The 22,837-nt window shown below is 37.5% G+C and carries 23 protein-coding genes and 2 pseudogenes; 10 read left to right on the top strand and 15 right to left on the bottom strand.

Annotation, left to right across the window (positions count from 1 at the left end):
- A pseudogene (locus tag WIW52_RS05040) lies at positions 1 to 108 on the top strand (IS1 family transposase); the annotation flags it as partial.
- 23 nt (positions 109 to 131) lie between these two features.
- Here the strand turns inward: WIW52_RS05040 and WIW52_RS05035 are convergent.
- From WIW52_RS05035 to WIW52_RS05025, 3 genes and pseudogenes are all read right to left on the bottom strand, one after another.
- A pseudogene (locus WIW52_RS05035) lies at positions 132 to 466 on the bottom strand (helix-turn-helix domain-containing protein); the annotation flags it as partial.
- 473 nt (positions 467 to 939) lie between these two features.
- Positions 940 to 2,097, bottom strand: a complete 1,158-nt coding sequence (locus WIW52_RS05030) for an acyl-CoA dehydrogenase family protein (RefSeq protein WP_337709022.1) — start codon at positions 2,095 to 2,097, stop codon at positions 940 to 942.
- Between the two features lie 58 nt (positions 2,098 to 2,155).
- Positions 2,156 to 2,446: a DUF4898 domain-containing protein gene (locus tag WIW52_RS05025; RefSeq protein WP_337709020.1), complete on the bottom strand. Its 291-nt coding sequence runs from the start codon at positions 2,444 to 2,446 to the stop codon at positions 2,156 to 2,158.
- A 586-nt stretch (positions 2,447 to 3,032) separates the two neighbouring features.
- Here WIW52_RS05025 and WIW52_RS05020 point away from each other — a divergent pair.
- A complete protein-coding gene (locus WIW52_RS05020) occupies positions 3,033 to 3,341 on the top strand; it encodes a winged helix-turn-helix domain-containing protein (RefSeq protein WP_337701690.1) in 309 nt (102 codons plus the stop codon).
- A 399-nt stretch (positions 3,342 to 3,740) separates the two neighbouring features.
- On the opposite strand, the gene WIW52_RS05015 is transcribed toward WIW52_RS05020, so the two are convergent.
- Positions 3,741 to 5,468, bottom strand: a complete 1,728-nt coding sequence (locus WIW52_RS05015; protein ID WP_337709018.1) for a DNA polymerase domain-containing protein — start codon at positions 5,466 to 5,468, stop codon at positions 3,741 to 3,743.
- Positions 5,446 to 5,682, bottom strand: coding sequence for a DNA polymerase II (locus tag WIW52_RS05010; RefSeq protein ID WP_337701687.1), 237 nt, complete (start codon positions 5,680 to 5,682; stop codon positions 5,446 to 5,448). The genes WIW52_RS05015 and WIW52_RS05010 overlap by 23 nt, the downstream gene beginning before the upstream one ends.
- 126 nt (positions 5,683 to 5,808) lie before the next feature.
- On the opposite strand from WIW52_RS05010, the gene WIW52_RS05005 reads away from it, so the two are divergent.
- Complete coding sequence (locus tag WIW52_RS05005; RefSeq protein ID WP_337709016.1) at positions 5,809 to 6,363, top strand: hypothetical protein; 555 nt, start codon at positions 5,809 to 5,811, stop codon at positions 6,361 to 6,363.
- On the opposite strand, the gene WIW52_RS05000 is transcribed toward WIW52_RS05005, so the two are convergent.
- Genes WIW52_RS05000 through WIW52_RS04985 form a run of 4 tightly spaced genes read right to left on the bottom strand, consistent with a single transcriptional unit; the run spans position 6,349 to position 9,419 of the window.
- Entirely contained in the window at positions 6,349 to 7,032 is a 684-nt protein-coding gene (locus WIW52_RS05000) for a zinc ribbon domain-containing protein (RefSeq protein ID WP_337709014.1), read from the bottom strand. The two genes, WIW52_RS05005 and WIW52_RS05000, sit on opposite strands and share 15 nt — an antisense overlap.
- A 2-nt stretch (positions 7,033 to 7,034) precedes the next feature.
- Positions 7,035 to 7,439, bottom strand: a complete 405-nt coding sequence (locus WIW52_RS04995) for a hypothetical protein (protein WP_337709012.1) — start codon at positions 7,437 to 7,439, stop codon at positions 7,035 to 7,037.
- Positions 7,414 to 8,565, bottom strand: coding sequence for a lactate utilization protein B (locus WIW52_RS04990; protein WP_337709010.1), 1,152 nt, complete (start codon positions 8,563 to 8,565; stop codon positions 7,414 to 7,416). Before WIW52_RS04990 ends, WIW52_RS04995 begins: the two co-directional genes overlap by 26 nt.
- Complete coding sequence (locus WIW52_RS04985; protein WP_443295551.1) at positions 8,562 to 9,419, bottom strand: heterodisulfide reductase-related iron-sulfur binding cluster; 858 nt, start codon at positions 9,417 to 9,419, stop codon at positions 8,562 to 8,564. The genes WIW52_RS04990 and WIW52_RS04985 overlap by 4 nt, the downstream gene beginning before the upstream one ends.
- A 209-nt stretch (positions 9,420 to 9,628) precedes the next feature.
- On the opposite strand from WIW52_RS04985, the gene WIW52_RS04980 reads away from it, so the two are divergent.
- Positions 9,629 to 11,416: a hypothetical protein gene (locus WIW52_RS04980; protein ID WP_337709006.1), complete on the top strand. Its 1,788-nt coding sequence runs from the start codon at positions 9,629 to 9,631 to the stop codon at positions 11,414 to 11,416.
- Position 11,417: 1 nt separating this feature from the next.
- On the opposite strand, the gene WIW52_RS04975 is transcribed toward WIW52_RS04980, so the two are convergent.
- Positions 11,418 to 12,005: a hypothetical protein gene (locus WIW52_RS04975; RefSeq protein WP_337709004.1), complete on the bottom strand. Its 588-nt coding sequence runs from the start codon at positions 12,003 to 12,005 to the stop codon at positions 11,418 to 11,420.
- Between the two features lie 284 nt (positions 12,006 to 12,289).
- Between WIW52_RS04975 and hsp14 the strand changes: the two genes are divergently transcribed.
- Positions 12,290 to 12,670 carry an archaeal heat shock protein Hsp14 gene (gene hsp14, locus WIW52_RS04970; RefSeq protein ID WP_337709003.1) on the top strand — a complete coding sequence of 127 codons (381 nt, stop codon included), beginning with the start codon at positions 12,290 to 12,292 and terminating at the stop codon, positions 12,668 to 12,670.
- 65 nt (positions 12,671 to 12,735) lie between these two features.
- Here hsp14 and WIW52_RS04965 read toward each other — a convergent pair whose 3' ends face one another.
- Positions 12,736 to 14,217, bottom strand: coding sequence for an ABC1 kinase family protein (locus WIW52_RS04965; RefSeq protein WP_337709024.1), 1,482 nt, complete (start codon positions 14,215 to 14,217; stop codon positions 12,736 to 12,738).
- A 96-nt stretch (positions 14,218 to 14,313) separates the two neighbouring features.
- Between WIW52_RS04965 and WIW52_RS04960 the strand changes: the two genes are divergently transcribed.
- Positions 14,314 to 14,922, top strand: a complete 609-nt coding sequence (locus WIW52_RS04960; protein WP_337709000.1) for a class I SAM-dependent methyltransferase — start codon at positions 14,314 to 14,316, stop codon at positions 14,920 to 14,922.
- On the opposite strand, the gene WIW52_RS04955 is transcribed toward WIW52_RS04960, so the two are convergent.
- Positions 14,912 to 18,334 (bottom strand): MMPL family transporter, encoded by a 3,423-nt coding sequence (locus tag WIW52_RS04955; RefSeq protein ID WP_337708999.1) that lies wholly within the window; start codon positions 18,332 to 18,334, stop codon positions 14,912 to 14,914. The genes WIW52_RS04960 and WIW52_RS04955 overlap by 11 nt on opposite strands.
- A 72-nt stretch (positions 18,335 to 18,406) precedes the next feature.
- Here WIW52_RS04955 and WIW52_RS04950 point away from each other — a divergent pair, with 72 nt between their 5' ends.
- From WIW52_RS04950 to WIW52_RS04940, 3 genes are all read left to right on the top strand, one after another.
- Positions 18,407 to 19,885: a carboxypeptidase M32 gene (locus WIW52_RS04950; RefSeq protein ID WP_337708998.1), complete on the top strand. Its 1,479-nt coding sequence runs from the start codon at positions 18,407 to 18,409 to the stop codon at positions 19,883 to 19,885.
- A 115-nt stretch (positions 19,886 to 20,000) separates the two neighbouring features.
- Positions 20,001 to 20,345 carry an Lrp/AsnC family transcriptional regulator gene (locus WIW52_RS04945; protein WP_337708996.1) on the top strand — a complete coding sequence of 115 codons (345 nt, stop codon included), beginning with the start codon at positions 20,001 to 20,003 and terminating at the stop codon, positions 20,343 to 20,345.
- Positions 20,338 to 20,790, top strand: coding sequence for a winged helix-turn-helix domain-containing protein (locus WIW52_RS04940; protein WP_337708994.1), 453 nt, complete (start codon positions 20,338 to 20,340; stop codon positions 20,788 to 20,790). Before WIW52_RS04945 ends, WIW52_RS04940 begins: the two co-directional genes overlap by 8 nt.
- On the opposite strand, the gene WIW52_RS04935 is transcribed toward WIW52_RS04940, so the two are convergent.
- A complete protein-coding gene (locus WIW52_RS04935; RefSeq protein WP_337708993.1) occupies positions 20,785 to 21,321 on the bottom strand; it encodes a hypothetical protein in 537 nt (178 codons plus the stop codon). The two genes, WIW52_RS04940 and WIW52_RS04935, sit on opposite strands and share 6 nt — an antisense overlap.
- Complete coding sequence (locus tag WIW52_RS04930) at positions 21,318 to 21,713, bottom strand: hypothetical protein (RefSeq protein WP_337708992.1); 396 nt, start codon at positions 21,711 to 21,713, stop codon at positions 21,318 to 21,320. The genes WIW52_RS04935 and WIW52_RS04930 overlap by 4 nt, the downstream gene beginning before the upstream one ends.
- 36 nt (positions 21,714 to 21,749) lie before the next feature.
- Here WIW52_RS04930 and WIW52_RS04925 point away from each other — a divergent pair, with 36 nt between their 5' ends.
- Positions 21,750 to 22,565: a DMT family transporter gene (locus tag WIW52_RS04925; protein ID WP_337708991.1), complete on the top strand. Its 816-nt coding sequence runs from the start codon at positions 21,750 to 21,752 to the stop codon at positions 22,563 to 22,565.
- Here WIW52_RS04925 and WIW52_RS04920 read toward each other — a convergent pair.
- Positions 22,557 to 22,712, bottom strand: a complete 156-nt coding sequence (locus WIW52_RS04920; RefSeq protein WP_337708990.1) for a hypothetical protein — start codon at positions 22,710 to 22,712, stop codon at positions 22,557 to 22,559. The two genes, WIW52_RS04925 and WIW52_RS04920, sit on opposite strands and share 9 nt — an antisense overlap.
- Positions 22,713 to 22,837: the final 125 nt, after the last annotated feature.

Here is a 22,837-nt window from a genome sequence, read left to right as displayed (position 1 = left end):
AGATTCAAGAGAGCAACGAAGGCAGTAAATAGGAGCATTCGTAGCATGATGTACTCCATAGCCCTAGTCTTGTGGGAGAGAAGGTTAATCCCAGAATTTGTAGCTTAATGACGACACTATCACCACACTCCTTCGTTGTTTAGTATCATTCTTAACAACTTGATGAATCCTTTCCTCTTCATGTTTAATGAAGATTCAACGTCTGTTATTACTTGGTCGTATTCTTTAACGTTCTCCTCTAGGTACTTAACTTGGTTTATTAAGTCGTCTTTTTATTTGATGATACTCTAGCGTAGAGTATCACTTTCCTCTTTCTAATGACCCCCATGAGTCTTTCGACATCCTCTTCTTTAAACCTCCATTTCCCGCTTTGTAGTATCACGGGTTGAATGTAGCCTTTCTTAACATAGCTCTGTAGTGTGCGGTATGATATTCCTAAGCGTTGGCACACTTCCTTAGGTTTCAGCCTTGTAATTAAACTTTCATACAAAGTATATAAACTTCACGAATTATCGAAAACTGTTGACTACGGCTCAGGAAAAACGGTTATCGTATTTTAGCTTATAAAAACAACTTATATCCCACTCAGTAGGAAATGGTACTTTACCATTTAAAAAGAGGTTAAGTAAAATAATGTTACTCGTTCTAAAGACTTTAGCAATTACACATGGCGTAACAGTATACAAAAAAGTGCTGAAAAGTGAAAGTAAATACATTTTATATCCTACTTGGAGATATTACCTGATTATTCGAAACACCCTTTACTCAGCTATAAGAGGTAGAATTGACTTTTTCTTCATAAGGAGTTTACCAACCTTCGTTCTTACATTATACGAACAGAGTGACTTACTGACAACGCTGAAGCTACTACTTAGGGCTATTTACTATTCTTTAGAAGGAAATTTGGATAGAGATAATAGGAATTTTTATATTAAAAAATTATGCGAGGATCCCCCTAGAAATTATCAGCTTCATTATGTTCATTGCACCCTCTGCGCCAACTAGGTAACTTACAATACCCCTAAAGCCAGCTTCTATTAAAGCATCTTTACTATACCCATATCCGCCCATCCACATCATCACGGATTTAGCTATATCTAGGGCCACTTGTGGAGCCGATAACTTAGCCATGGCAGCTATTACATGCGCATCTTTAACGCTATTGTCTAACGCCCATGCAGCCTTGTAAGTCAAAAGTCTTGCCATTTCAAGACGCGTATATAACTCCGCAGCCTCAAATGCAATAGCCTGAAAATCCTTAAGTTTCTGCCCAAATACCTCTCTATTCTTAATGTATTCAATACCCTGATCAAGAATGGCTTTAGCTGCTCCTAAACAAATTCCGGCGACTAAAACCCTAGCATGGTTAAATCCTTCCATTGCGTGATAAAACCCTTTGTTCTCTTCTCCTACCAGGTTTTTCTGAGGAACACTTACGTCCTCATAGTTCACGATTGCCGTTGAGATTCCCATTCTGCCCATATTGTTTATCTTTGTTACCCTGACTCTTTCGTCCGTAGTTGGAACATAAATTATCGAAATTCCTTTATGCTTTTCTCGAGGATTAGTCTTTGCCAGAACTAGATGACCTCCTCCCCATTCCTTTGCCTCTAATGCCCCACTTATGTATATCTTCTGACCCCTGATAACATAATTCCCGTCCTTCTTTATAGCTTGAGTCCTAATGGAAGCTACATCGCTTCCTCCAGTAGGCTCCGTAGATGCCACTCCTAAGAAATAATCTCCCTCAACAACTTTAGGGAGTACTTCTTGCCTTAACTCACTATTACCCAATCTGTCAAGAACATAACCCCATCCCTCCTCTAAAACATACATTACACCTGTGGCAAGAGAAAAATCTGCCCACCCAAGTTCTTCAGCAATTATTACTGCTGAAGTCATGGAAAGTTGCAAACCCCCTACGTCTTTTGAAAAAACTGCTCCCCATATACCCATCTTTCCAGCCTCTCTCACGAATTCCCTTGGAATTCTCTCCTCTTGATCTATAGTCCTCATTATAGGCCTTAATTTCTTCTGCAAAAATTCATGTATACTATCCTTTAGTAGCTTTTCTTCCTCGGATAAATTAAAGTCCATGTATACTATTATCTTACTCTTCCTTTTTATTTCAGAATATAATCAATTAAGTAAGTTACTATCTAGTTATTACTATTATCTCGTCTTCAGCCAATGAGTCTGATTGAATTAAAAAGATAGGAATCTCTTTGAAGGACTTGTTCAAACTCGTCATAATTTCCTCTTCATTAATTTTAGGTGATATTAACAAAGTTATCTCTTCTACGTTTTCAGGAATAATATTTCTGAAAAACTTTTCGTAATCTCCTATAAGACGTACTGATATCCTCCTAACAATAAAATCGTCACAGTTAATACCCAAAACCCTAAGCATTCGTTTATTTTCTCTACATGAAGGTTGCATAGACATCTTATTACATCACTACTTGTTACATCACTATCGGTATGCTATTATTAAATTTTATTTAAACTACTAAATCATTTTTACCTTAAGAAAAACGTGATTTACGTAAAGCACCGAAAAAGACTATATAAATCGAGTTGACGATAGATTACGTTAGAAATGCTTAAATAGATTTCTTGGCAAAAAAAGTATGAAACACCAAACTCAATAACTATCCAAAATTTTACGTAGAGATAGAAGTTTCTCTTGTTATTTGGATTTTAATTATAAACTTTCCTCTCAGAAATTGGAGCATATACTCAATTAAGCAATTTTATAATAAAAGTACGGTTATAGCCAGTTTCGGGAGCCCAACTTTCAATATTCTAAAAAGGAAAGATTTATTAATGCTGAATTTTCATATTAATTCTTTTTTAAAATAATATGTTTTAATTTTACTTTTAGTAGATTCTAAACTAGTTTAGTTCAAAAAATATTCTATCACTTTAAGCTACTCACAGTATTAACAATCTAAAAAAGGTGTTTGATAGGTTATTTACGTGTACTGAATCTGGAAAAAATTTTTTAAATATATGTTTGTTTTATTCATTGTATGTTAGAGTTTAACAGGAGAAAGAGAGATAAATATGACATAATTGCAGATATTCTTTCAGCCTGCAAAGAAGACGGAATCAACAAGACTAGATTGATGTATGCTGCAGGAATAACATATGAAGTAGCCAAAAAATACTTACCTGAGTTAGAGAATAAAGGCTATTTAATAAGGAAGGATAATTCATATTATCTAACTCAAAAAGGGAAACAAGCACTTGAAGTTTTACAACAGATAAAGGCTAAAAAGAACGAATTGAAAACATTGCTAGATCAATTCAAGGAAATAGAATATAAAGACGGTAGATGATAACATATCTCATTGTTAACTCATTGAATAATATAAATATTTAGCTACTTCCTTATAATATTAATAATAATAAAGTTTTTTAACTTTTTAAGATTTAAAGAAATACTGAATCTCTTATAAAATTTTATATCTTGCTTACGGATCTTATTTAATGCTTTTTATAATTCGGATTATAAAAACATGAATAAATATAATTAGACTGGCGTGTATTTTTCCTTAATTTAATAAAGTTATTGAATAAATATAAAACACTTTTTTATAATTTACAGCAGTTATTAGATTTTGCCTTGACTTCAAGGCTACACCTAACGAGAAATCCCATAACTGCTGTAATTTAAAATTCGTAAACAAGGTCAGGATGCTGGCCTTATCTCACCTTTTTGAGCTCGGTCAAGCTCATCATCCGTTCATAATATAAAGTGGGGATAGTAAAATTTCTTCCCATCTGTTCACATAGTCTCGATAATACTCTAAATTAACACCACTATAACCCAGCTCTGCATTATAAAATCCATTGGATCCTCTTAGATACGCTCTGTCTTTAATTTTTATTACGAAATCCTGAGGCTCTAATTTACTTAACAATTCCTCTTTCATTAAGTCTACCTCAACGATTTTCTCCCTAGCTTGTTCACAAGTTTCAGCCTCAGCTAATATGTTAACAGATTCTTGTAGAAATCTCTTTACGACAAATGGTAAATTCTCCCTTATCAAACCCTTTACCTTTACCTTCCCGTCAGGATATCTAGCAACGTATCTTGTAGGGACACCATATCCCCCACTCTGGGTAAAGATCACCCAGTTATACTTCTCACTCTTTACCCTAAAACCTAAAGTTTTTTCTACTTCATATGAGATATCATTATCCCCTTGGTAAAATATTGAGTCTACTATAGCATGAAGTATTTTGCCACCATTGTTTTCAATTATCTTCATCGCCTCCCTCATATTCTTCCTAGAGAAGTAAGTGACGAGTTCATAAGCCTCTATCCTGCCAAAACGGGAGTGCCTATATCCTAAATAGCCAAAGGAAGCTACTAATACCCACTTAGTAGCCTCAGCCCTCTCCTCGTCAATTCTTTTAAGTGCTTCTTTCCTATTTACTATTTCCTCAAGTGCTTCAGGTACTATTCCCCTTCTCTTGAAGCAAATGGAATGCCCTATATCTGTCTTTACGTCTTCACATTCGTCTATTGTTTCGGGTGAGATATTATACTTAATAATTATAGACGGGTAAAAAGAGGAGAAGTCCATCTGGTATACGTTATTATAACAGCCAGGCTTAGGTATGAGTATCAAACCACCCTTGTCGGCTCTAGCTAATTGGTCTAAAGTCTTCGCTTTTTCTACGTTAACCTTAATGTCTGGGATTAAGTATTTCCTCCTCAAAGCCTTTATTGCGACATTGGTAGTAACTACTTTACCTATCTTACCGTATCTTATCTCCCTAAGTAAAGTCTTAGAAAGTTTACTCCACTCCATCAATCCCTTAGCCCTAAGGAATGCTTTAGTCAGATCTATTCTAACCGTTACTTTTCTAAAACCTTTACAAGAAACTCCCATACACTCAGCTAAGTCTACAAACTCATTGAATTCAAAGTCCTTAGTATAGCCACTATCAATCTCCTCCCCATTTAAGTACAACTTGTATTTTTCGCCCTTCTCGCTTAACCCATACCAGCTATATGTCTCTACCGTAGCTATTTTCAAATCCGGCATTGAAAGAGATCCCTCTTCTTCCAAGAGAGTTACTCTACCGTTCTCTACTGAGATTAGATGCATGGGATATGCCTTTAGCCTGAGGAGGGTTTGAGTTAGCACTGAAGGATAAGTATTTACATGGATAGCTCTAAGTCTCTCTTTAGCTCTCTTCACTATGTCGTCGTAATAAGATAAGTCATTGATCTCTATCCTATAAACCGTTCCTTTCTTTTTATAATCAGGCGGGAAGTACCAGCTCTCTTCTTCGAACCTTTCAACTGCAGGGTGTTCCAGTAATGGCTCAGGGTTGTCGAGAATTAAGTATAAAGGGAAGGTAGTACTTATCTCAGCCTCAACTCCCTTCTCGAATATTAGTTTCAGTTTCCTCTTTAATGGCTTAACGTCAATGATGTATCCTCTTGTCATCTTCACCACACATATAAAGGATTAGGGTAAGGAGGACTATCTCTTGAGGATCTGCTATCTCGTCGTAAAACGCGTCTTGTAACTCCCTAGTGTGATCAAGGGCTTTGAGGAGTTTCTCCCTTAACCTCTCGTCCCTGACCCTTTCCGCTACTCTTCTTAACCTCTCGGTTTCCTCCTTTATTGCTTGCGTGAGTGAGGGAAGTGTCCTGCCCATAGTCCTACTCTCTCAAGGATTACTAAAAGTGTGTATGTTCATTTATTATGAATACGGAGAGTTAGCTGAAAGTATTACAATAATTTCAGTTTACACCCTCACTATTTAATAAACATGTTTAAAAATATGAGGTTAGGAGTTGAAATTATTGATAAGATCCTTGAAGGCAATGAAAGAGTTGAGTTTTACGGAAATTGGGAGGATGTTCTATTCCTAGCCCATAGGGCTGTAGCATCTTCAGCACCAATAAATGTAGTGATCGTACAAGAGTTCGGAAAGTTCGATCCTTTTCTTGTAAAGAAGTTCCAAAGGATAACCGGAAATTACGGTGAAATTGTTATAAGGAGGGCCTTCAAGGCAGAAGACGTAAAACCTACAATAGATAGTTTTCAAGGTGAGGTAATAGTTATTGACCCATATTTTCACAGAAAAAATTACACTGTAATTACTTCAGCTCTTAGGAGAAACGTATGGGTGTTCACAAGAGAAGTTAATGGTCTGCCTCAGGGAGGAGCTTTTAACCATCACTCAATGCACGTTATAGTAAGGGTATCTAGTAGCAAGTGGGGCTATAGGTTTTATATCAAGAAGCACCCTTTAATGCCGGAGCTCGAGATCCCGATCTCAATTGAAGGAATATATAGAGGAGAAGAAGACAAAGGACTTTTAGCCTGGGTTTGAATTCTTTTTAAATGTTTGCTGGACTGAATATATAGCTAAGAGTGCGTAGCCTGAAATAGTCACCATATAAAAGTTTAAAATGAACATACCGAATAGATAACCTAACAAAAGAAGTAATGAAGAGAATTGAACGATGTTGTCTTTAATGCTTAAATACAATTCCCTCAAAGCCGTAGAGACTATGACTCCACCAAAGGAGAATAAAAGTACTCCTACTAAGGAATTAGGAGACAAAAAGAATATTCCGATACTTCCTACCACTGCAAACCAATATAATTTATTTACCTTAATAAATGGAACTATAAGAAACACAGTCCCTATCACATTAAAGACCGTATAAAGAATCTTCATATCTGGATAGAACAAGAAGAAAAGAGCTATAGCGAAAGACGTGATCACACTCCCTATCAAGAGCATAATATAGTCTGAACTTTTGAGGACTATTTTAGGTTTCTCCTCCTCTTTTGGCGGTTGTTGAACATCAGACACTGGAATCTGAAAGAGAGGATAATGACATTTTTCACAGAACATCACTCCTTCAGGGTTCTCATAACCGCATCTAGGACATTTAGTAAGTTTTGGCGGAGTAAGTGGCAAGGGATAATAGCATTTTTCACAGAAGACTGCATTGTCTGAATTCTCATATCCACATCGAGGACACTTTTTCATAATCACTCATTTCCACTCTGCGTTTTTAGAATTACCTCTTTGAACCTATCAACACATTTTCTGATTTCGTCTTTTAACTCCTCGTCCACTTCTCCTTCAGAACTAAAGGTTATCATATCTTCCGAAACAAATGCTACCACTTCTTTACCGTTGAATAGAAACTTCACGTAAAACATGTCGGACATTATTATACTTATCACGTGAGGACAGCTCTCCATCATTGTCCTAACTTCGGAAACCACTTTTCTGACAAACTCAGCCTTATCCTCGCTCACTCGTTTTTTCTTGAACTCAACACCATCATATTCCCCTAAACTGACCTCTCCGTTTACTAAGATCGCTTCAACGCCTCTTTTGTTGAGCTCTATCAGGAGACCGTTTTCATGTCTTATTACGCTCTTTGTCATTCGCTATCCACTTGATCTTTTCTAAAACACCCGGTATATTAATTCCCATAGGACAGACTTCTTTACAGTTCCCAGAATGGGTACAAAGTGTCGCCGGTTTGGTATCACCGTAAACAATGTAAGACCACATTGCCCCCATAGGCCCAGTAAAAGGAGGAACTCCCCAATTAACTCCCAGAACTCTGTACACCGGGCAGTGGAGATGACATCTACCGCACCTTATACAAAGTAATGCCTCTTTTAACACTTTGTCTTGGCTTATCTTAACTCTGCCGTTATCTAAGAGGACTAAGTGAAATTCTTTAGGTCCGTGAGCTGGGCTAACCCTTTTCATCTCGATATCTCCCGTAGAACTTGGACCTGAGGTTAGGTTAATATATGTAGGTGGATAGAGACCAGCATAGGCAGCTTGAACCGTAGCTTCTAACAATGCATGGTAAAATGTAGGTACTATCTTTTCAACCCCAGCCACAGCGATATGCACTGAGGGTAGGACAGTGGACATCCTTATATTTCCCTCATTTTCGACAAGAATGACAGAGCCGGTGTCAGCGGCTATCGCATTAGCCCCGGTTATACCTACATCAGCATTGACGAATTTCTCCCTGAGGAACTTTCTTACAATTGCTACTAACTCCTCATGAGTCGCGTTTTCACTCACCTCTACTCCTAACTTCTCCCTGAGGAGTTTTGCAACCCTCTCTCTAGTCATATGGATGGCAGGAGCTATTATATGAGAGGGAGGCTCATTAGCTAATTGTATTAAAAACTCACCTAAGTCTGTCTCCCACACTTCATTACCTAGTTCCTTTAAATACTCCCTCAACCTCATCTCGTAAGCAACCATGGATTTCCCAAAAACCACGATCTTGTTCTTTCCTACGATTTTCGCTATAATCTCTCTAGCTTCATACGCGTTAGTTGCATAATATGCATTACCCCCCATTCTCTTAACCGACTTCATGGTCTGTTCTACGTATTTCTGTAGGTTATTCAAAACCTCTAACTTAGCCTTTCTGAGCTCCTCTGCAAGGTCTTGAATATAAGAGTATTGGGATAGTATCTTATGAACTCTAGGTACGTTATTGTTTATGGTCCTTTCAACTGCAATATCCCATTCGCTCATTCTACCACCTCAGCAAAGTCGAGGATTTTGTGATATTTAGATAAATTTGCATAACACATGGGACAGACTACTACTATATTCTCGCTCAACCTTTTAAGTTGCTCCACTCTTAGCCTAGCAATTTTCTCGCTTAACTCTCTGTTTACCGGCTTTATTGGTCCTCCACAACAATAAGAAGTATCTTTCTCGGTCACTAACTCATCTTCAACAAGTTTCACTCCTGAGGAATTTAACAGAGATCTGTAGACTTCTCTCTTTCCTAAAAATCTGGAATACAAACAAGAATCGTGAACTGCAATCTCGCCTTGCATCCTAGCTTTAACGTTACCTAGAAGCTCGAAATAACTGACGACATCTACGTCAAAATTCGTGAATTCTTTATACCTTAGCAACGCGTTATGGGTGTGAGGATCTACCGTGATTATCCTCTTAATACCTTTTTGCTTAAAGAAGTCCGTCACGATCTTAGCGTATTCAGCAAACTCATCTAAATAGCCAAGCTCTAATAATATTGCACCGCTATACGGCTCGCTTTCATATAAGTATCCGAACTGAACTCCTCTTCTCTTCAGCATTAAGGATATATTTTGTAATATCCTATACGCCCTATCAATTTCTTCCTTTGAGGGTTTTACTAGTTTAGCTAATGCTGATAACGATGAAAGCTTTTCTGCATATGGAATGAATTTGGAGAAGATATCGCTTAATGAGGCAGTCTGATACATACACGAAGTGTAGATAATCGTTTCCCCTCCTTTCGGAATGTCCTTAGCCCAAGACGTACATACTGACTTGTCTATGGGATAGGGAAAACCAAACTTCTGAAGGTTCTGAAAAATTAACTTCCCTAACACCATTTACGATTATTCATAAAGGTTATAAACTTTGAGGACGTAGATTAGAAAACTCTGTGTTTTCTATTAATGAACTGGTGGAAAAGAAAAGCTTTGGGCGTTCCAAAATCTGTGAAACAAGTTGAAAAGTTTATATTCAAGTCATAGAAAATACATTAACTTCATATTCTCATTAACCTTTTATAGTTGAAACAAATTGTGTAGTATTGATGATAACTGAATTTATAAAAAAAGGAAGAAACAAATTTTTCGCTTACGCCTTAATATTCGCTTTCTTAGCCTCCCTACTACTTGCCCCTAACGTAGTGCTCTCTCATGCTTCATCATCTAATGCACAAGTAAACATGATCTACGAGAGGTATTACAGTTCCTATAGTGCTCAAAACGGACTTGGAGGAAATATAATGCCTATGGCCTCTGGTTCCCTAGTTGTATATAAAGTGGAGTCAGCAAGAGCTAATTACACAGGTTCTGTGGGAGGAACACTTGATGTATATGCTAACATAACAACATATACAATGATCTTCTCAAACTCACTCTCCACAGTTAACGGATATGTTACAGTACAAGCTTTCCCTAACATGACCCTTACAGTGGTCACTAACATTCCTAACCTAATCGGGGTAGTAGTAAACGGGAGTGGAACTTCCACACTCGTATGGTCTGGGTTTAACTCAACTAAAGTCGACACTTTTGCATATATAAACGGTACGGGAACAGTGTACCTAGAATTCGCCAACGGTAGTGAGGTAGCTAACATTCCCGTTACTATTAAAGTAGGACAACCAGAGACCGTAGATCTTACAATGAATTTATATACTATACAAAGTGTTACCTCTACTTTAACCACAGAGGTTAAGTTAACAGTACCAATAAACCTACCTAAAAGATACCAGCCGTTGAATTTCACAACGGAGATAAACGGACAATTATTTATGGCGAGTCAAGAGAATATAACACCTGAACTATCGTATTTTAATGGAAGTACAGTAGCTTCTTTGATTTGGAAGGGTGAAGGTCTTGGATTTGCTCAATCAGGTTTAATAGGCCATGTAAAAGCCAACTTCGAAACTGTAGAGTTTTACGGAGTTAACGGAACTGCTTTAGGGTATGTTCACATGGTGAGCTTTAACGGAACTCAGTTCAAACTTTCAGTAGGATCTACATCTAACGTGTATTTCGGGGAGGAGAAGATCGTAATATACCAAGGTGCAAGGGTACCACAAATCCATGTTGAGAGTCATGGAGACGTAGATATTAACGGAAAGGAGGTTATAATATTAGTAGGTAATAACGGGGAAGTTATGTCTACTGCTCTAGTTAGCTTGTCTCACAACGTTAACGTTAACGGAACTGAGGGAGGTACTTTAGTTTACCTAAACCTAACTGGAAACATGAAAGTAGTGGTAGTTACTGAAAGCAACCAGACTGTCAATGTAAGTGTAGTTAAGCCTATCCAAGTACAGCCCACGATAGTTACGATCAAAGGTGTTCAGCACCAAGCTCAGGAGGTTATGGTGAATTCAACTGGAAGTATTGTGTTTAACGTAACCTTAATGATGCAAGGGAACATAACCGTATATAAGGAAGTTTCAGGAGAAGTAATTGAGCTGAATTCATCTAATTACTTCGTGGTAAATAACACGGTAGTTGTATACGACGATCCGACCACAACCTATTTCATAGTTTATTCACAAACAACTTCAAGTACTTCTTCACAAACATCGACAACACAATCCTCAACTACTCAGAGTACAACAACTTCAACTCAGGCTCCACAAGCGTCAACAACACAGTCCTCAACTACTCAGAGTACTGCTCAGACAAGCTCATCACAAACCAGTTCAGCACTTGGAAATAATAGCGTCAGTAACGTAATGATCGCACCACCCTCAAGCTCTTCTACGAGCGGTATATCAACACCTGAAATAGCTATCATAGGTATAATTATTGTGATTATTGTAGGAGCATTACTGATCTTCGTAAGGAAAAAGTGAATTAAGTTTCAGCTAATTGTTTAACAATAACGTTAACCAGATCTGTTGAGATATCTTCAAAATCCCCGATTTTTTCTACTAGTTCTCCGTTCTTTACCTTAACTCTAACGTATTTATCGTCTTTAGAGGAGAACCAAAGGAGTATTATATTACCTAAACTCCTACTAATTGCTAATTCAATAATCTCTGGTATTTTGTCACGAGGCACAGACATTGTAAGGATTGGTTTAGCCACCGCCAAGACTTCTGCTTGAAAAATGCTGAATTCTTCCATGAATTTCTTCTCGTCTATCTCGTTTTCGAACTTCTCGGGTTTCGTTGACACAGATATTGTACACCCTGAGTTCTTAGGTAGTACTGAAAATCTAAATACTAAAGTATTCTTTCCGAGAATAGAGGGTCTTGTAAGTGTATAAATTACGTCAAACAGTGTTACTTCCTTTTTAATTAAATGATATTCCCTACCTTTTATTAAAATTCTTTCATCTTTAGTAATTGTGATATTTCTAAATGACCTTAATACCCTCTTGTGTTCTTGTAAGAAGTGGAGTACTGTAAATTTATCCGAACTTAGAGTAATTGTTATCAAGGCGATTAATTTATTTATATCGTAATATTTATAAATGAAAATAGGAAGTATTAACGAGTCTTAGATTTTATATGATAATACCATAATAACACAAATTGAAGTCATTTATATGATGACCTTAAATTTTATCGTGTACTCAACTAGGATAGGATTTAAGCAATTACAAAACAAAAGAATAAATATCACCAAAATGGTAATGATTGTATGGAACGTCTACTCAGATGGTACATGATATTCAAATTGCTTTCTATTTTAATGAAGAAAAGAGGCAAGAGGTGAAGAAGATGAGTTTTGCCTATTTCATAGGAAAAGAGTTGGGGAAGAGAGCAGAAGAGTTAAGTAGAAGCGTATTCGAAATAGTCTACCCACCAGTTGACGTGTATGAGGAAGGAGGATATTTAGTAGTTGTAGCCGACCTGGCTGGATTTAGCAAGGAGAAAATTAAGGCAAGAATTACGGGACAAAACGAACTAATAATAGAAGCAGAGAGGGACATAAGTGAGCCTGGAGTAAAATACGTTACTCAAAGACCGAAGTATGTGAGAAAAGAGATTAAGCTACCCGTTACTCCGGCTAAAGACGCTCAAATAACTGGAAAGTATGAAAACGGTGTACTTACAATAAGGATACCGATAGCTGGTTCAGCAAGTATTAAGATAGAATGATAGGTAAGGATTTAACTTTACGTATTCTTTCCGCGTAAGTAACGAGTATATACCAGACATAATTTTCAGTCGCTGGTAGTTGCTAAAACTAGGGCAAGTAATCCAAGGAGTAGTGATACCGTAGAGTCCTTGGTGATCAAATAGTAAACTAACCCTGCAAATACCAAGGATATTGAAATCGCCTTCACATAAGTTCTATTTCTCTTATTTTGAACTATGATAGGTTTTTCCAGTATGGACAATCTGAATTTACGTATTGCGGCATTAACTGTATTCCTGAAGTCGCTCAGTATCGCCTCAAAGACTAAACCTTCCTCTTCTATCAGTCTTTGTAGGTTAAGAAAGAAGTTAAAGTCTGGATCTATCTGAAGGCACGTGCTTCCTAAAATCGAAGTCATTCTTATATAAAGTGTAAGTTTTTCGGGTAACTTTAAGGGAAATCTATAAAAAACCTCATTTGCAGCCTCGAGAAACTGCTCTACTTCAAGGGTCTCAGCCGTAATTCCCTGAAACTGTTGCAGAAATAATTCTATACCTTTAGCCAAGACCTCTCTATCAGCCTCAGGTTGAATTGCCCCCAGTTCTTCTAAAACTTTTACAAGTCCTATACCGTCGAGACGTATTAAGGCTACGTAAGCCCTTAAAAGCCTTAGCCTAGTTTCGTGATCCATTTTCCCTACCATTCCGAAGTCGTAAATGATCAAATTTCCATGATCATCTACAGCTAAATTGCCCGGATGGGGATCCGCGTGGAAGTACTCTTTTTCAAGAAGCATTATCATGAAGACCTTAAATATTCTGTAAGCCAGTTCCGACGGTTTTACAATTTTCTTAGCTTCTTCAGAGGTTACTTTATATCCCTTAATGTATTCCATCACAAGTACTCTCTTTGTGGAAAAATAAGGGATGGGGATAATTACGTCTGGGAAATCGGCTAATTCCTCCCTTATTTTCCTCATGTAGTACTCTTCTTTCGTGAAGTCCATCTCCTCAAAAATTCGCCTACTGAAGTCGTTAACTATAGCCCTCAAGCTCTCGTAAAAAGACTCGTCCATTAAAAACTTAGTGTAGGGTAGTAGTGATCTCATGATCTTTATATCCTCTTCAGCAATCTCCCTAATTCTAGGTCTGTTAACCTTGATAACTACAGTCTTACCGTCACTTTTTCTCTTGGCCAAATAAACCTGCCCAATACTAGCAGTAGATATTGGTTCAGGATTGATCTCGAACTCTTTTAATTTCTCACCTAAGTCCTCCTTAATAATCTTAAACACCTCTTCCCAAGGTGCTGGAGGTACATCATCTTGCAGACGTGAAAGGACTTTAAGGTAGGGCTCTGGTAATATATCGGAGTGCACTGACAAAACTTGGCCGAACTTTATAAACACTGGTCCTAGAGACACGATAACATTGAGAAACTTCTCTGCATCTCTATACATCTTCTCCTCATCTACTTTCTCTCCCTTTAAAGTCCTCAAACGGTAATCCCTTAATCGTAAGACGTGAGGTAAAAGTTTAAGCCCCACCTTAATAGTATTCAGCACAATATAAATTCCGAGAAAGGACTAAATTAGATTTTTACCGGAGAAGTTTTCCATATATTTAAATAGCAATTTATTACCCTTGAAACGAGAATCGTAATAATGGAAATATTCAATGACCCTGAGGGTTATTCAAAGTGGTATAAAATCCATGAAAAAAGTTACGAGAGTGAAAAGAGACTTGTATCCTCGTTCAACTTAAGAGACTGCCTAGACGTAGGCTCTGGGCCGGGTATATTTCATGAGGTGATTAAAGGGAACGTGATTTCACTTGATATTTCAATATTTATGCTGATTAACGCACCGGAAAAAGAAGATAGAGTTCAGGCTGATGCTCTTCAACTACCCTTTAGAGATAACGCTTTTCCTTGTGTTTTCTCCTCTGTTACGGTGTGTTTCGTTGAAGACCCTAGGAAGCTAGTGAAAGAAATGAAAAGAGTTAGTAAGAACAAGGTTGTCATATGTTACGTACCTAGAGATTCCCCTTTCGGAATGTACTACGAAGCATTAGGAAAGAATGGACATAAATATTACTCTCACGCTAACTTCGTGAGCAAAAGAGAGCTTTACGAAGCGTTTACCTCGGAAGGGATGAAAATAAAGGCAATAAGAGCTACCCTTTTCTTCTCTCCTAATGAAGATGAAAAAATAGACGAAATAAGGGAAGGAGATTCCGGTTCTTTTGTGTGCATTGAGGCTGTTAAACAATGAGTTTAGGCCTAATTTTGAAACGTTTGTACAAAATCATCAGCAATGACGGAGCTAAATAAGCCCACAATAACGTCGTCTCCATGATCGCCGCTACAGCAAATGCAAAGCCCAATTCCTGAAGTATAGACGCGTTAACCAACATAAGTGAGCCTAAAGTCCCTGCAAAGATCAAACCTAAGAAAGCAATAGTGACCCTTAAAGCCCCGACAGACTTTGATATTGCGTTGGCCATGTCCTTTCCCTTTTCTAACTCCTCGTGAATTCTGGCTACGAGAAATATGTTATAGTCCATTCCGATACCTATGATGATCGCTACGAGAAATAGAGGCACAACAGCGAAGATAGAAAAGCCCAAAAGGGTACTGAAGACAAGTCTCTCGAGCCCCAATGTTATCGCAACAGCAGACATTATTACGTAAATTATTACAGAGGACACAGACAAGCTCCTCGTCATTACTAGAAGTATCACGAACATCGTGAACGTGATCTCTCCTAGCACTATGAAGAAATTGGACTGGACAAAGTTATATATGTTGTAGGAGTCCACCGGGCCCCCGCCAACATAGCCTCTGCCTCCTATAACGCTAAGCACTTGCTTTACAACGTTAAATGCTTGAAGAGAGAAGGGCTGATATTTCTGGTTTACTACAAAGAGAACGTATCCATGAGATATATATTGCGTGTAATTATAGGAGGATAAGCTGCTGTAGTTTACCAGATAGCCGTAAGGAGATACCGGTGAGTCTACTGCTGTTACTCCTTGTATACTCAAAAGGCCTTTGTATATACTCTCAAAATAATTATATTCAGACAAAGAGAAGTTAGTAGAGCCGTTATAGGGTATCACTACATAGATCGGGAACACGTTAGCTGAAGTGAAGTGGGAGCTTAGGAATGTCACACCCTCCGTAGCTTGTGAAGGAGGTAGGAGCGCTAAGACGTTAAGGGTTAAAGGTGTGAATAACGCGAAAAGAGAAGCCACTATCACTACAGCCGAGATAAGTCCTACAATTTTACCTGGGTTCTTCAAACTTCTAGGTTTAATCTCCTCCTTCTTATTAAACCTTCTCGGGAAGAACAGCCTATCACCGGCGACTCTTAGGATAGCGGGAAACAAAGTTATTGCAGCAAGCCATATGATTATAACGCTGAGCATGTCGGATATAGCAGTGTCAGAGAAGAACGGGATGCGATAAACGTAGATGAAGAAGAACGATAGCATCACTATGAGAGCTGTTATTGTAACAGCCCTACCTCCCCACCTCACGGCTTCGTATACAGCATCTTTACTGGAAACTCCCTTCTCTCTTTCCTCTACATACCTACTGGCTATAAAGACCACATAATCTGTGCCGAGTCCCAATGACAGCAATAAAACTTCGCTCGGAGTAAGGAAATTGACCGTTATATGTAAAACTTTAATCACCAGTACGTAAATAAATACAGAGGATACGAAGAACGCTGAGAAGTAAATTGTAAGCGGCATAAAGGCTGCAATAAAAGACCTGAAGTATATACCAGCTAAAAGTATTGCAAGGACTATACCTACCGGTATAGCCGTTGAATAGGCAACTGAAGCGACGTTTTTGAGCTGTTGTGATATAGGTTCCGATCCGGTCAATGTTAAGTTTAGGTGGGTCTGACTTTCTATCATTTTCTCTAGATTGTTGGCTTCGTCGTACGTGAAGTTCCCTTTTAAGAAAAGTAATAGAGTACCGTTAGAGTAAAGCTCATTACTGATGTTCAGATATATGGGGTACTTCCCCGATAACAAGGCTTGATAGCACGTAAAATTTTTTAATAAGTCTTGTATTAACAACGTCTTATTTAGGACTATTATGGGGGAGGTCGAATTAATGTAATCCACAATCAAAGTTACAGCAAGAGGTCTTGACTCAGTATCGTTGAGTAGCCTTAATGCAAGTTGTTTCGCGGTTAAGTTGCTGGCCTTAAGAAGGCTTTCCAGTTTGTCAAGGTGAAGTGAAACTAAATAAGCTGAGAGGTTACTCACATTACCTTGATAATATAGAGAAGAAAACACCCAACTAGGAAGATCCGTCTTGTTAGATATCTGCTCAGCTAGAAATGCGACAGCATCTGAAGTAGAATTTATGCTCAGTGAGGCTCTTACTATACCATAGCTAACGTTAGCGTGGAGACTTACGTATTTTAACGCAAAGACACTCATATTTTCGCTTAGGTTTTCGTAAACACATTGGATGAACTCTCTTTCACTGGTAGAGTTTACTTTGGAGAGTATCAGAGACAAGGAGAGTTTACTAACATTTGAGGGAGTAGCATAAAACACTGATTGTATTACAGTTATAGGTATTCCGGTCTTTTCGGAGTAGACAGAGAAGAGGGCTGTTTGAGGGGTCTCATAAAGCAGTAATTTTGCTAAGTTTAAAGGTACATCATATGTGTAATTGAAGTAATAAATCGTGAAAATTTCATCATTAAGTGGATTATTGAAATTCGACAGATTTACATACTTAAACATGAAATTAACGAAAAGTAGCTGAGAAGAATTGAAAATTTCATCACTTACATTCTCCACATCTATTTGTGCCACGGCATATGGATCAGGTAAAGGTTGTGATGAGTCCCACCTCTGATAAAACAAGTAGAAGTATTCTGCTTCTTTTCCGCTGAGTAGTGGATAAGTTTTTTCAAAGGCGATAAAGTTGGCCTCACTAACGTTGTGAGTTAAATTATAGTTATACTCCCAGTAATTTAAGAAAATAGAAACTGGTACGTATAGGAATTTAGAAATGTTATAAGCGGTCTGATTATTTTGTATTTCTCCTTCATGAATTTTAACAAATGTCGAATAGTTTTGAATCATTGCGTCATGTAGCTCTGCAAGTTGTTCCGAAGTCGAATTAATTTTGTAGGAGAGGTTAACGAACTCTTGTTCCACTTTTAGCGTAGCATTATGAAGTTTTAAGAGGCTGTTTACTTCAGATGTCATATTTTCCCTCTCTTTAAAGAGAAAACTAGAGACATTAGATTCACTCTTCGAGATATTCTGTAATTCGCTTGTAAGGTTATTTATCTCCCCATTTAACGAATAGAACGTCTTATTGAGCAAAGATTTCTCTATCGAGAAATAGTTGGTGATGGATATGTTTCCGTAATTGGTCAGGTTTGCGAAATATCCAGCGTAAGGAGTAGTGTTTCCTCTCACAATTATTACGGCATTCGAGCCAGAAGCTCCGCTTAGGTTGAAATAGTTATTCACTATGTTTTCAGCTATCTCCGAAGTACTACCTGGTACGGAGAAAGTCACTTTGTAACTAACCGACTTAAAGAATAGACTAGATAAAGGGGCAGCAATGACAAGCGCAATGACCCATAATGCGACAACGACATACCACTTGTTCACAATGAACTTACCTAACGCCTCGAACATAGAATATAGATATATCTTTAATTTAAAAGCATTACACTAAATAACTCCAATTCATATAGTATTTTGATACTCATGTTTGATAATGTTAAGGAGATATTAGAGGAGTACAAGAAATTGTGGGCATACGGATATGCAGAAGCATTAATGGCTTGGGACACAGAAACTTATATGCCAGAAGCTGACGCTTCTACGAGGGGTGAAGTATTCTCCGTATTTAATGAGCTGGAAAAACAGGTTTACTTGAAGATTTCTGAGAAATTAGATAAAATAGACGAGGAAAAGCTTAGTGATGAAGAAAAGGGAATGGTTAGAGTATTGAGGAGGAGCATCAAATACTATACTAAAGTCCCAATAGAGGTAATAAAGGAATTCACTAAGACCACAAATGAGAGTGTAGTAATATGGAGAAATGCTAAGGCTAAGTCCGATTTTAACCTCTTTTCTCCCTACCTAGAGAAGATAGTAGACCTATCGAGGAAGATAGCTGACTACTTGGGTTATGAAAAACAACCTTATGATGCTCTACTAGACCTTTACGAGGAGGGCTTCACCACTGAAGATGGAGATAGAATCTTTAACACTCTCCTTCCCAAGGTATCTGATATACTTAAAAAAGTTCAAGAGACGCAATATTTCCCTTCAAGTCACGAACTAGAGAGCGTTCAATACGAAACGGAAAGGATGAAGAAAGTTAACGAGTTCATAATCAAGTTACTAAATATGCCAACAGACAAGTTCAGACTGGACGTTTCGGCTCATCCCTTTACAATTAGAATATCTGGTAGCGACGTGAGGATTACGACAAGATATGAAGGAAAGGACTTTAAGGCGACGATGTTTTCTGTAATACACGAGAGCGGACACGCTATTTACGAGCTCCTCATAGACCCTAGATTTGAAGGTACACCTATAGCTACTGGTGCATCAACAGGTATTCATGAGTCCCAGTCCAGATTTTGGGAGAATATTATTGGTAGGAGTATACAATTTATAAAACTTGTATATCCGACGTTAAAGGAGAACTTACCATTCTTAACCAAATATAGCGAGGAGGATACTTACAAGTATTTCAATACTGTAAAGCCGAGCCTGATAAGGGTTGACGCGGATGAAGTTACTTATAACTTCCATATTGCAATTAGGTACGAGATCGAGAAGAGACTAATAAACGAGAAGATGAAGGTGAAGGAAGTACCTTCCCTTTGGAACGATATGATGGAGAAATATCTGGGCATTACTCCTAAAAACGATGCTGAAGGAGTATTGCAGGATATACATTGGTCTCAGGGCTCTATAGGCTATTTTCCTACATACACTCTAGGTAATATTGTCGCTGGGATGCTTTACCTTAAGATTCCTAACCTTTATGATTTAGTGTCTCAAGGGAAGTTCGACGAGATAAAGGAGATTTTGAAAGAGTTAATTTGTAAATACGGTGCTACTTATCCACCGAAGACCTTATTGAGGAGGGCTTTTGGAAAAGAATATGATCCTGAAGGGTTACTCTCGTACTTAAGGGATAAATACATTAGTCTGAAGGGAATCGGCTAATTTTTTACCAGAATTACAAAGTAAGTTTATATATATAGATTTCATATTTAGCCAGTAATTGTATATTTATTTGAAGGAAAAACTATTAAACGGTTTAATACAAATAGTGACTACCATGGATGAACTTGAAAAGAAGATTTTAATTTATCTTTTTAGGGATCCTTTCCTGTCCCAACGAAATATAGCTAAAGAATTGGGCCTTACGCCTCCTTCCCTAACTTATCGTATTAAAAAACTCCAAGATGAAGGAGTATTCCAAGGCTACACGGTTTTAGTCAATCCTAACTTTTACGGTAAGTACTACGGCTTTGTAGCTTTTAAGAACTATTATGACTATGTAGGAGAAGGAATATTCTTCAAATTCAAGTGCTTAGAGTGGTTAAACGTCTATGGAGTTGAGGGAAGTTCCATCCCAGAGATAGAGGATAAAATAGAAGGAATGAAAAAAAATCTTGGGTGATTATTCTCTTAAGTACTTTCCTAAACAGGAAATCATAGAGTCTAAGCCTTACGATTTACAAATAGTTAAATACCTTGTCAGAAACCCTAGGGCACAAGCTGCAGAAATAGCTCAAGAGACAGGTTTAACTCAGAAACTTGTAGAGAAAAGAACTAAGATCCTCTTAGAAAAAGGTATAGTAAAGTTGATACCGATAATAGACTTAAAGAAAACTGATGTAGTTATGTTCTCTATATTCACTAGAAGAGTAGCAGAGACTAGAAAAATCCTCGACTCATGTAAGATCTTAGAGATCAACGACGGTCAAGCAGGTATAATAGGTTGTATAACGGATAGGATAGAAAACGTCAGGAAGTACGTAGAAGCTGTGAGAAACGTAGCAGATAGAGAAGCCGACGTCATGGTTATCTATGACTATCAAATAAACTCCGGTTTTTCCTTATGACTTTGAGGACTTACGTCCTGTTATTAATGCTGTTATGTAAAGTATTGTGGGAATAAAGGTAAACCAGTAAAGTAGAGTAGGGTATGAAAAGATCAGCATATCTATGTTCACATTATTATATGAGGTTACAAAATCCTCGACACCTATAATAAGTAAGGGGTATCTAAAAGTGTCTCCCGTTACTGAAGATATCACGTAATTAAATACTACGTAAATTAGCAAAGGATCTAGGATATAGAATAATGGTAACCACGCCATTGTAGAATACTTAGCCACTTGTTTACCTTTCACCAACATCAACGAATTGTACACTAAGTTTATGCCTACGTATACTCTAAATGCATTTAAAAATAAGTTTAGTAGTTTAGCTAGGATTAAATTACTACCCAAAAGGCTCACAGAGATCTGAAAAGGTGAGTCATAAACTACGAAAATTCCTCCAACGCTATAGTACCACCAAGGTAAGGGAATAAATGTTATCAGTATAGAACTCACGTAGTATGATAACAGAACTCTATCTGTTGTCCTCATACTAAGTTCACCGAAGTTAAGGTTGTGTTTTCGATCTTAAGCTTAATTAAAATATACTCATCGTTATTGTCTATCTGATTTACTAAGGATTGGTAATTAGTTATCTGGATTGTTACATTTTTAGTGGTTTGAGGAGGAATTACGATAGGTTTTCCAAATACTATGTACTTACCACTAATATTACACACAGTCACAGATACATTCAACGGATTATTCATTCTAACTATAATCGCTGAAGAATTCGCTCCTACTATACTGACGTTGAGGTTCTTTAATAGTCTCAAATTTTCTACTTGTAAAATACCATAATGAAAAGTAAGTGTTATGTAATTTAGATAGATTAAGATAAACACCAACGCCCCAACCATACCGAGTATTTTACCCCAGTTCATATTGGCTTATTATCTTTCCACCTTATTACTTTACTCGTGAAGCTGAAAAAAGGGATAACAGACCTATTCATATCTTCTTTTCTGTGGGGAACAATAGGTGTAGCTGTTCAAATAGGTTATGGAGAAGATGCAAACCCTTTTCAAATGGTTATGATTAGATCATTAGTATCCTCCATTTTGATCTTACCGCTTGTAAAGATAAGGAGGATCATTGACTTCCCCTCAATTCTTCTTGGAATAATTGCCGTGACGTTTTACGAAACGTATATCTACACCATAAACTATCTTGGCGCATCCCTCTCGGCAGTGTTCTTATATACGGCTCCCTTATGGGTATTACTAAATTCCTTGATTTCTAAGAGTGAGGAAATTAACATTAGGAAAATAGCAGCTAGTTTTTCCGTATTTCTTGGAGTCTACCTGATGTACCTCTCAAATATAACGCTTAAAGACTTATATCTGGGACTTGCATCAGGTATAACCTACGCACTCCTAATAATTCAATCAAGAAGACTTCAACTCAGAAGAATGACTAATACAGAGATAATAGCCTCACAATCCTTATGGAGTTTTCCCTTCTCGCTTATTTTCCTCTTTTTTAACTCATTCAATCTTACAATAGCCTCTATATACACTGGGGTTTACTTAGCTCTATTTGCTACTCTTCTACCCTACTATTTCTTCTACAAAGGAATGGGGAAAAGTGATTCTACAACTGCAACAGTAATTTCTACCTTAGAACCTGTGTTTACAATCCTCCTCGCCTTTATTATTCTACATCAAGTATTGACGTTTTTGCAAGTGCTCGGATCACTCGTAATAATATTCTCTGCAATTTTAATCTCATTCTAAACCCCTTAAAATCTCGTCTCTCCAAAACATCTTAAAGAACGTTATCGCCGTAACCAACACTGGAAACACTAGAAGTGTCATAGTCAGGGACAAACCCAAAAAGGTCGATACAAACCCTACTATAGCTGGAACTGCTAGGAATAACACATTATTATAGTCTTTTTCATAATAACTGCAACGGGGGCTAAAAGTGAGTTAAATCTAGTGTTAGTAATGGGGGCTGTTGGGCTGAGTGTGCTGAGGACCTTAATTCGCTTTGAACCCAACAGCCC

The organism is Stygiolobus sp. RP850M (assembly GCF_037389295.1).
GTDB lineage: Archaea > Thermoproteota > Thermoprotei_A > Sulfolobales > Sulfolobaceae > Stygiolobus.
The sequence above is the reverse complement of the archived record's forward strand: the minus strand, read 5'-3'. Positions and strand labels throughout refer to the sequence as shown.

What these genes read in the sequence shown, in the direction of transcription:
- WIW52_RS04995 (WP_337709012.1), bottom strand. Translation starts at nt 7,439, where the DNA reads ATGACAAAGAGCGTAATAAGACATGAAAACGGTCTCCTGATAGAGCTC.
- WIW52_RS04930 (WP_337708992.1), bottom strand. Translation starts at nt 21,713, where the DNA reads ATGAACTGGGGTAAAATACTCGGTATGGTTGGGGCGTTGGTGTTTATC.
- WIW52_RS05020 (WP_337701690.1), top strand. Translation starts at nt 3,033, where the DNA reads ATGTTAGAGTTTAACAGGAGAAAGAGAGATAAATATGACATAATTGCA.
- WIW52_RS05000 (WP_337709014.1), bottom strand. Translation starts at nt 7,032, where the DNA reads ATGAAAAAGTGTCCTCGATGTGGATATGAGAATTCAGACAATGCAGTC.
- WIW52_RS04955 (WP_337708999.1), bottom strand. Translation starts at nt 18,334, where the DNA reads ATGTTCGAGGCGTTAGGTAAGTTCATTGTGAACAAGTGGTATGTCGTT.
- WIW52_RS04980 (WP_337709006.1), top strand. Translation starts at nt 9,629, where the DNA reads ATGATAACTGAATTTATAAAAAAAGGAAGAAACAAATTTTTCGCTTAC.
- WIW52_RS04960 (WP_337709000.1), top strand. Translation starts at nt 14,314, where the DNA reads ATGGAAATATTCAATGACCCTGAGGGTTATTCAAAGTGGTATAAAATC.
- WIW52_RS05030 (WP_337709022.1), bottom strand. Translation starts at nt 2,097, where the DNA reads ATGGACTTTAATTTATCCGAGGAAGAAAAGCTACTAAAGGATAGTATA.
- hsp14 (WP_337709003.1), top strand. Translation starts at nt 12,290, where the DNA reads ATGAGTTTTGCCTATTTCATAGGAAAAGAGTTGGGGAAGAGAGCAGAA.
- WIW52_RS04990 (WP_337709010.1), bottom strand. Translation starts at nt 8,565, where the DNA reads ATGAGCGAATGGGATATTGCAGTTGAAAGGACCATAAACAATAACGTA.
- WIW52_RS04950 (WP_337708998.1), top strand. Translation starts at nt 18,407, where the DNA reads ATGTTTGATAATGTTAAGGAGATATTAGAGGAGTACAAGAAATTGTGG.
- WIW52_RS05005 (WP_337709016.1), top strand. Translation starts at nt 5,809, where the DNA reads ATGAGGTTAGGAGTTGAAATTATTGATAAGATCCTTGAAGGCAATGAA.
- WIW52_RS05010 (WP_337701687.1), bottom strand. Translation starts at nt 5,682, where the DNA reads ATGGGCAGGACACTTCCCTCACTCACGCAAGCAATAAAGGAGGAAACC.
- WIW52_RS04945 (WP_337708996.1), top strand. Translation starts at nt 20,001, where the DNA reads ATGGATGAACTTGAAAAGAAGATTTTAATTTATCTTTTTAGGGATCCT.
- WIW52_RS05015 (WP_337709018.1), bottom strand. Translation starts at nt 5,468, where the DNA reads ATGACAAGAGGATACATCATTGACGTTAAGCCATTAAAGAGGAAACTG.
- WIW52_RS04935 (WP_337708993.1), bottom strand. Translation starts at nt 21,321, where the DNA reads ATGAGGACAACAGATAGAGTTCTGTTATCATACTACGTGAGTTCTATA.
- WIW52_RS05025 (WP_337709020.1), bottom strand. Translation starts at nt 2,446, where the DNA reads ATGTCTATGCAACCTTCATGTAGAGAAAATAAACGAATGCTTAGGGTT.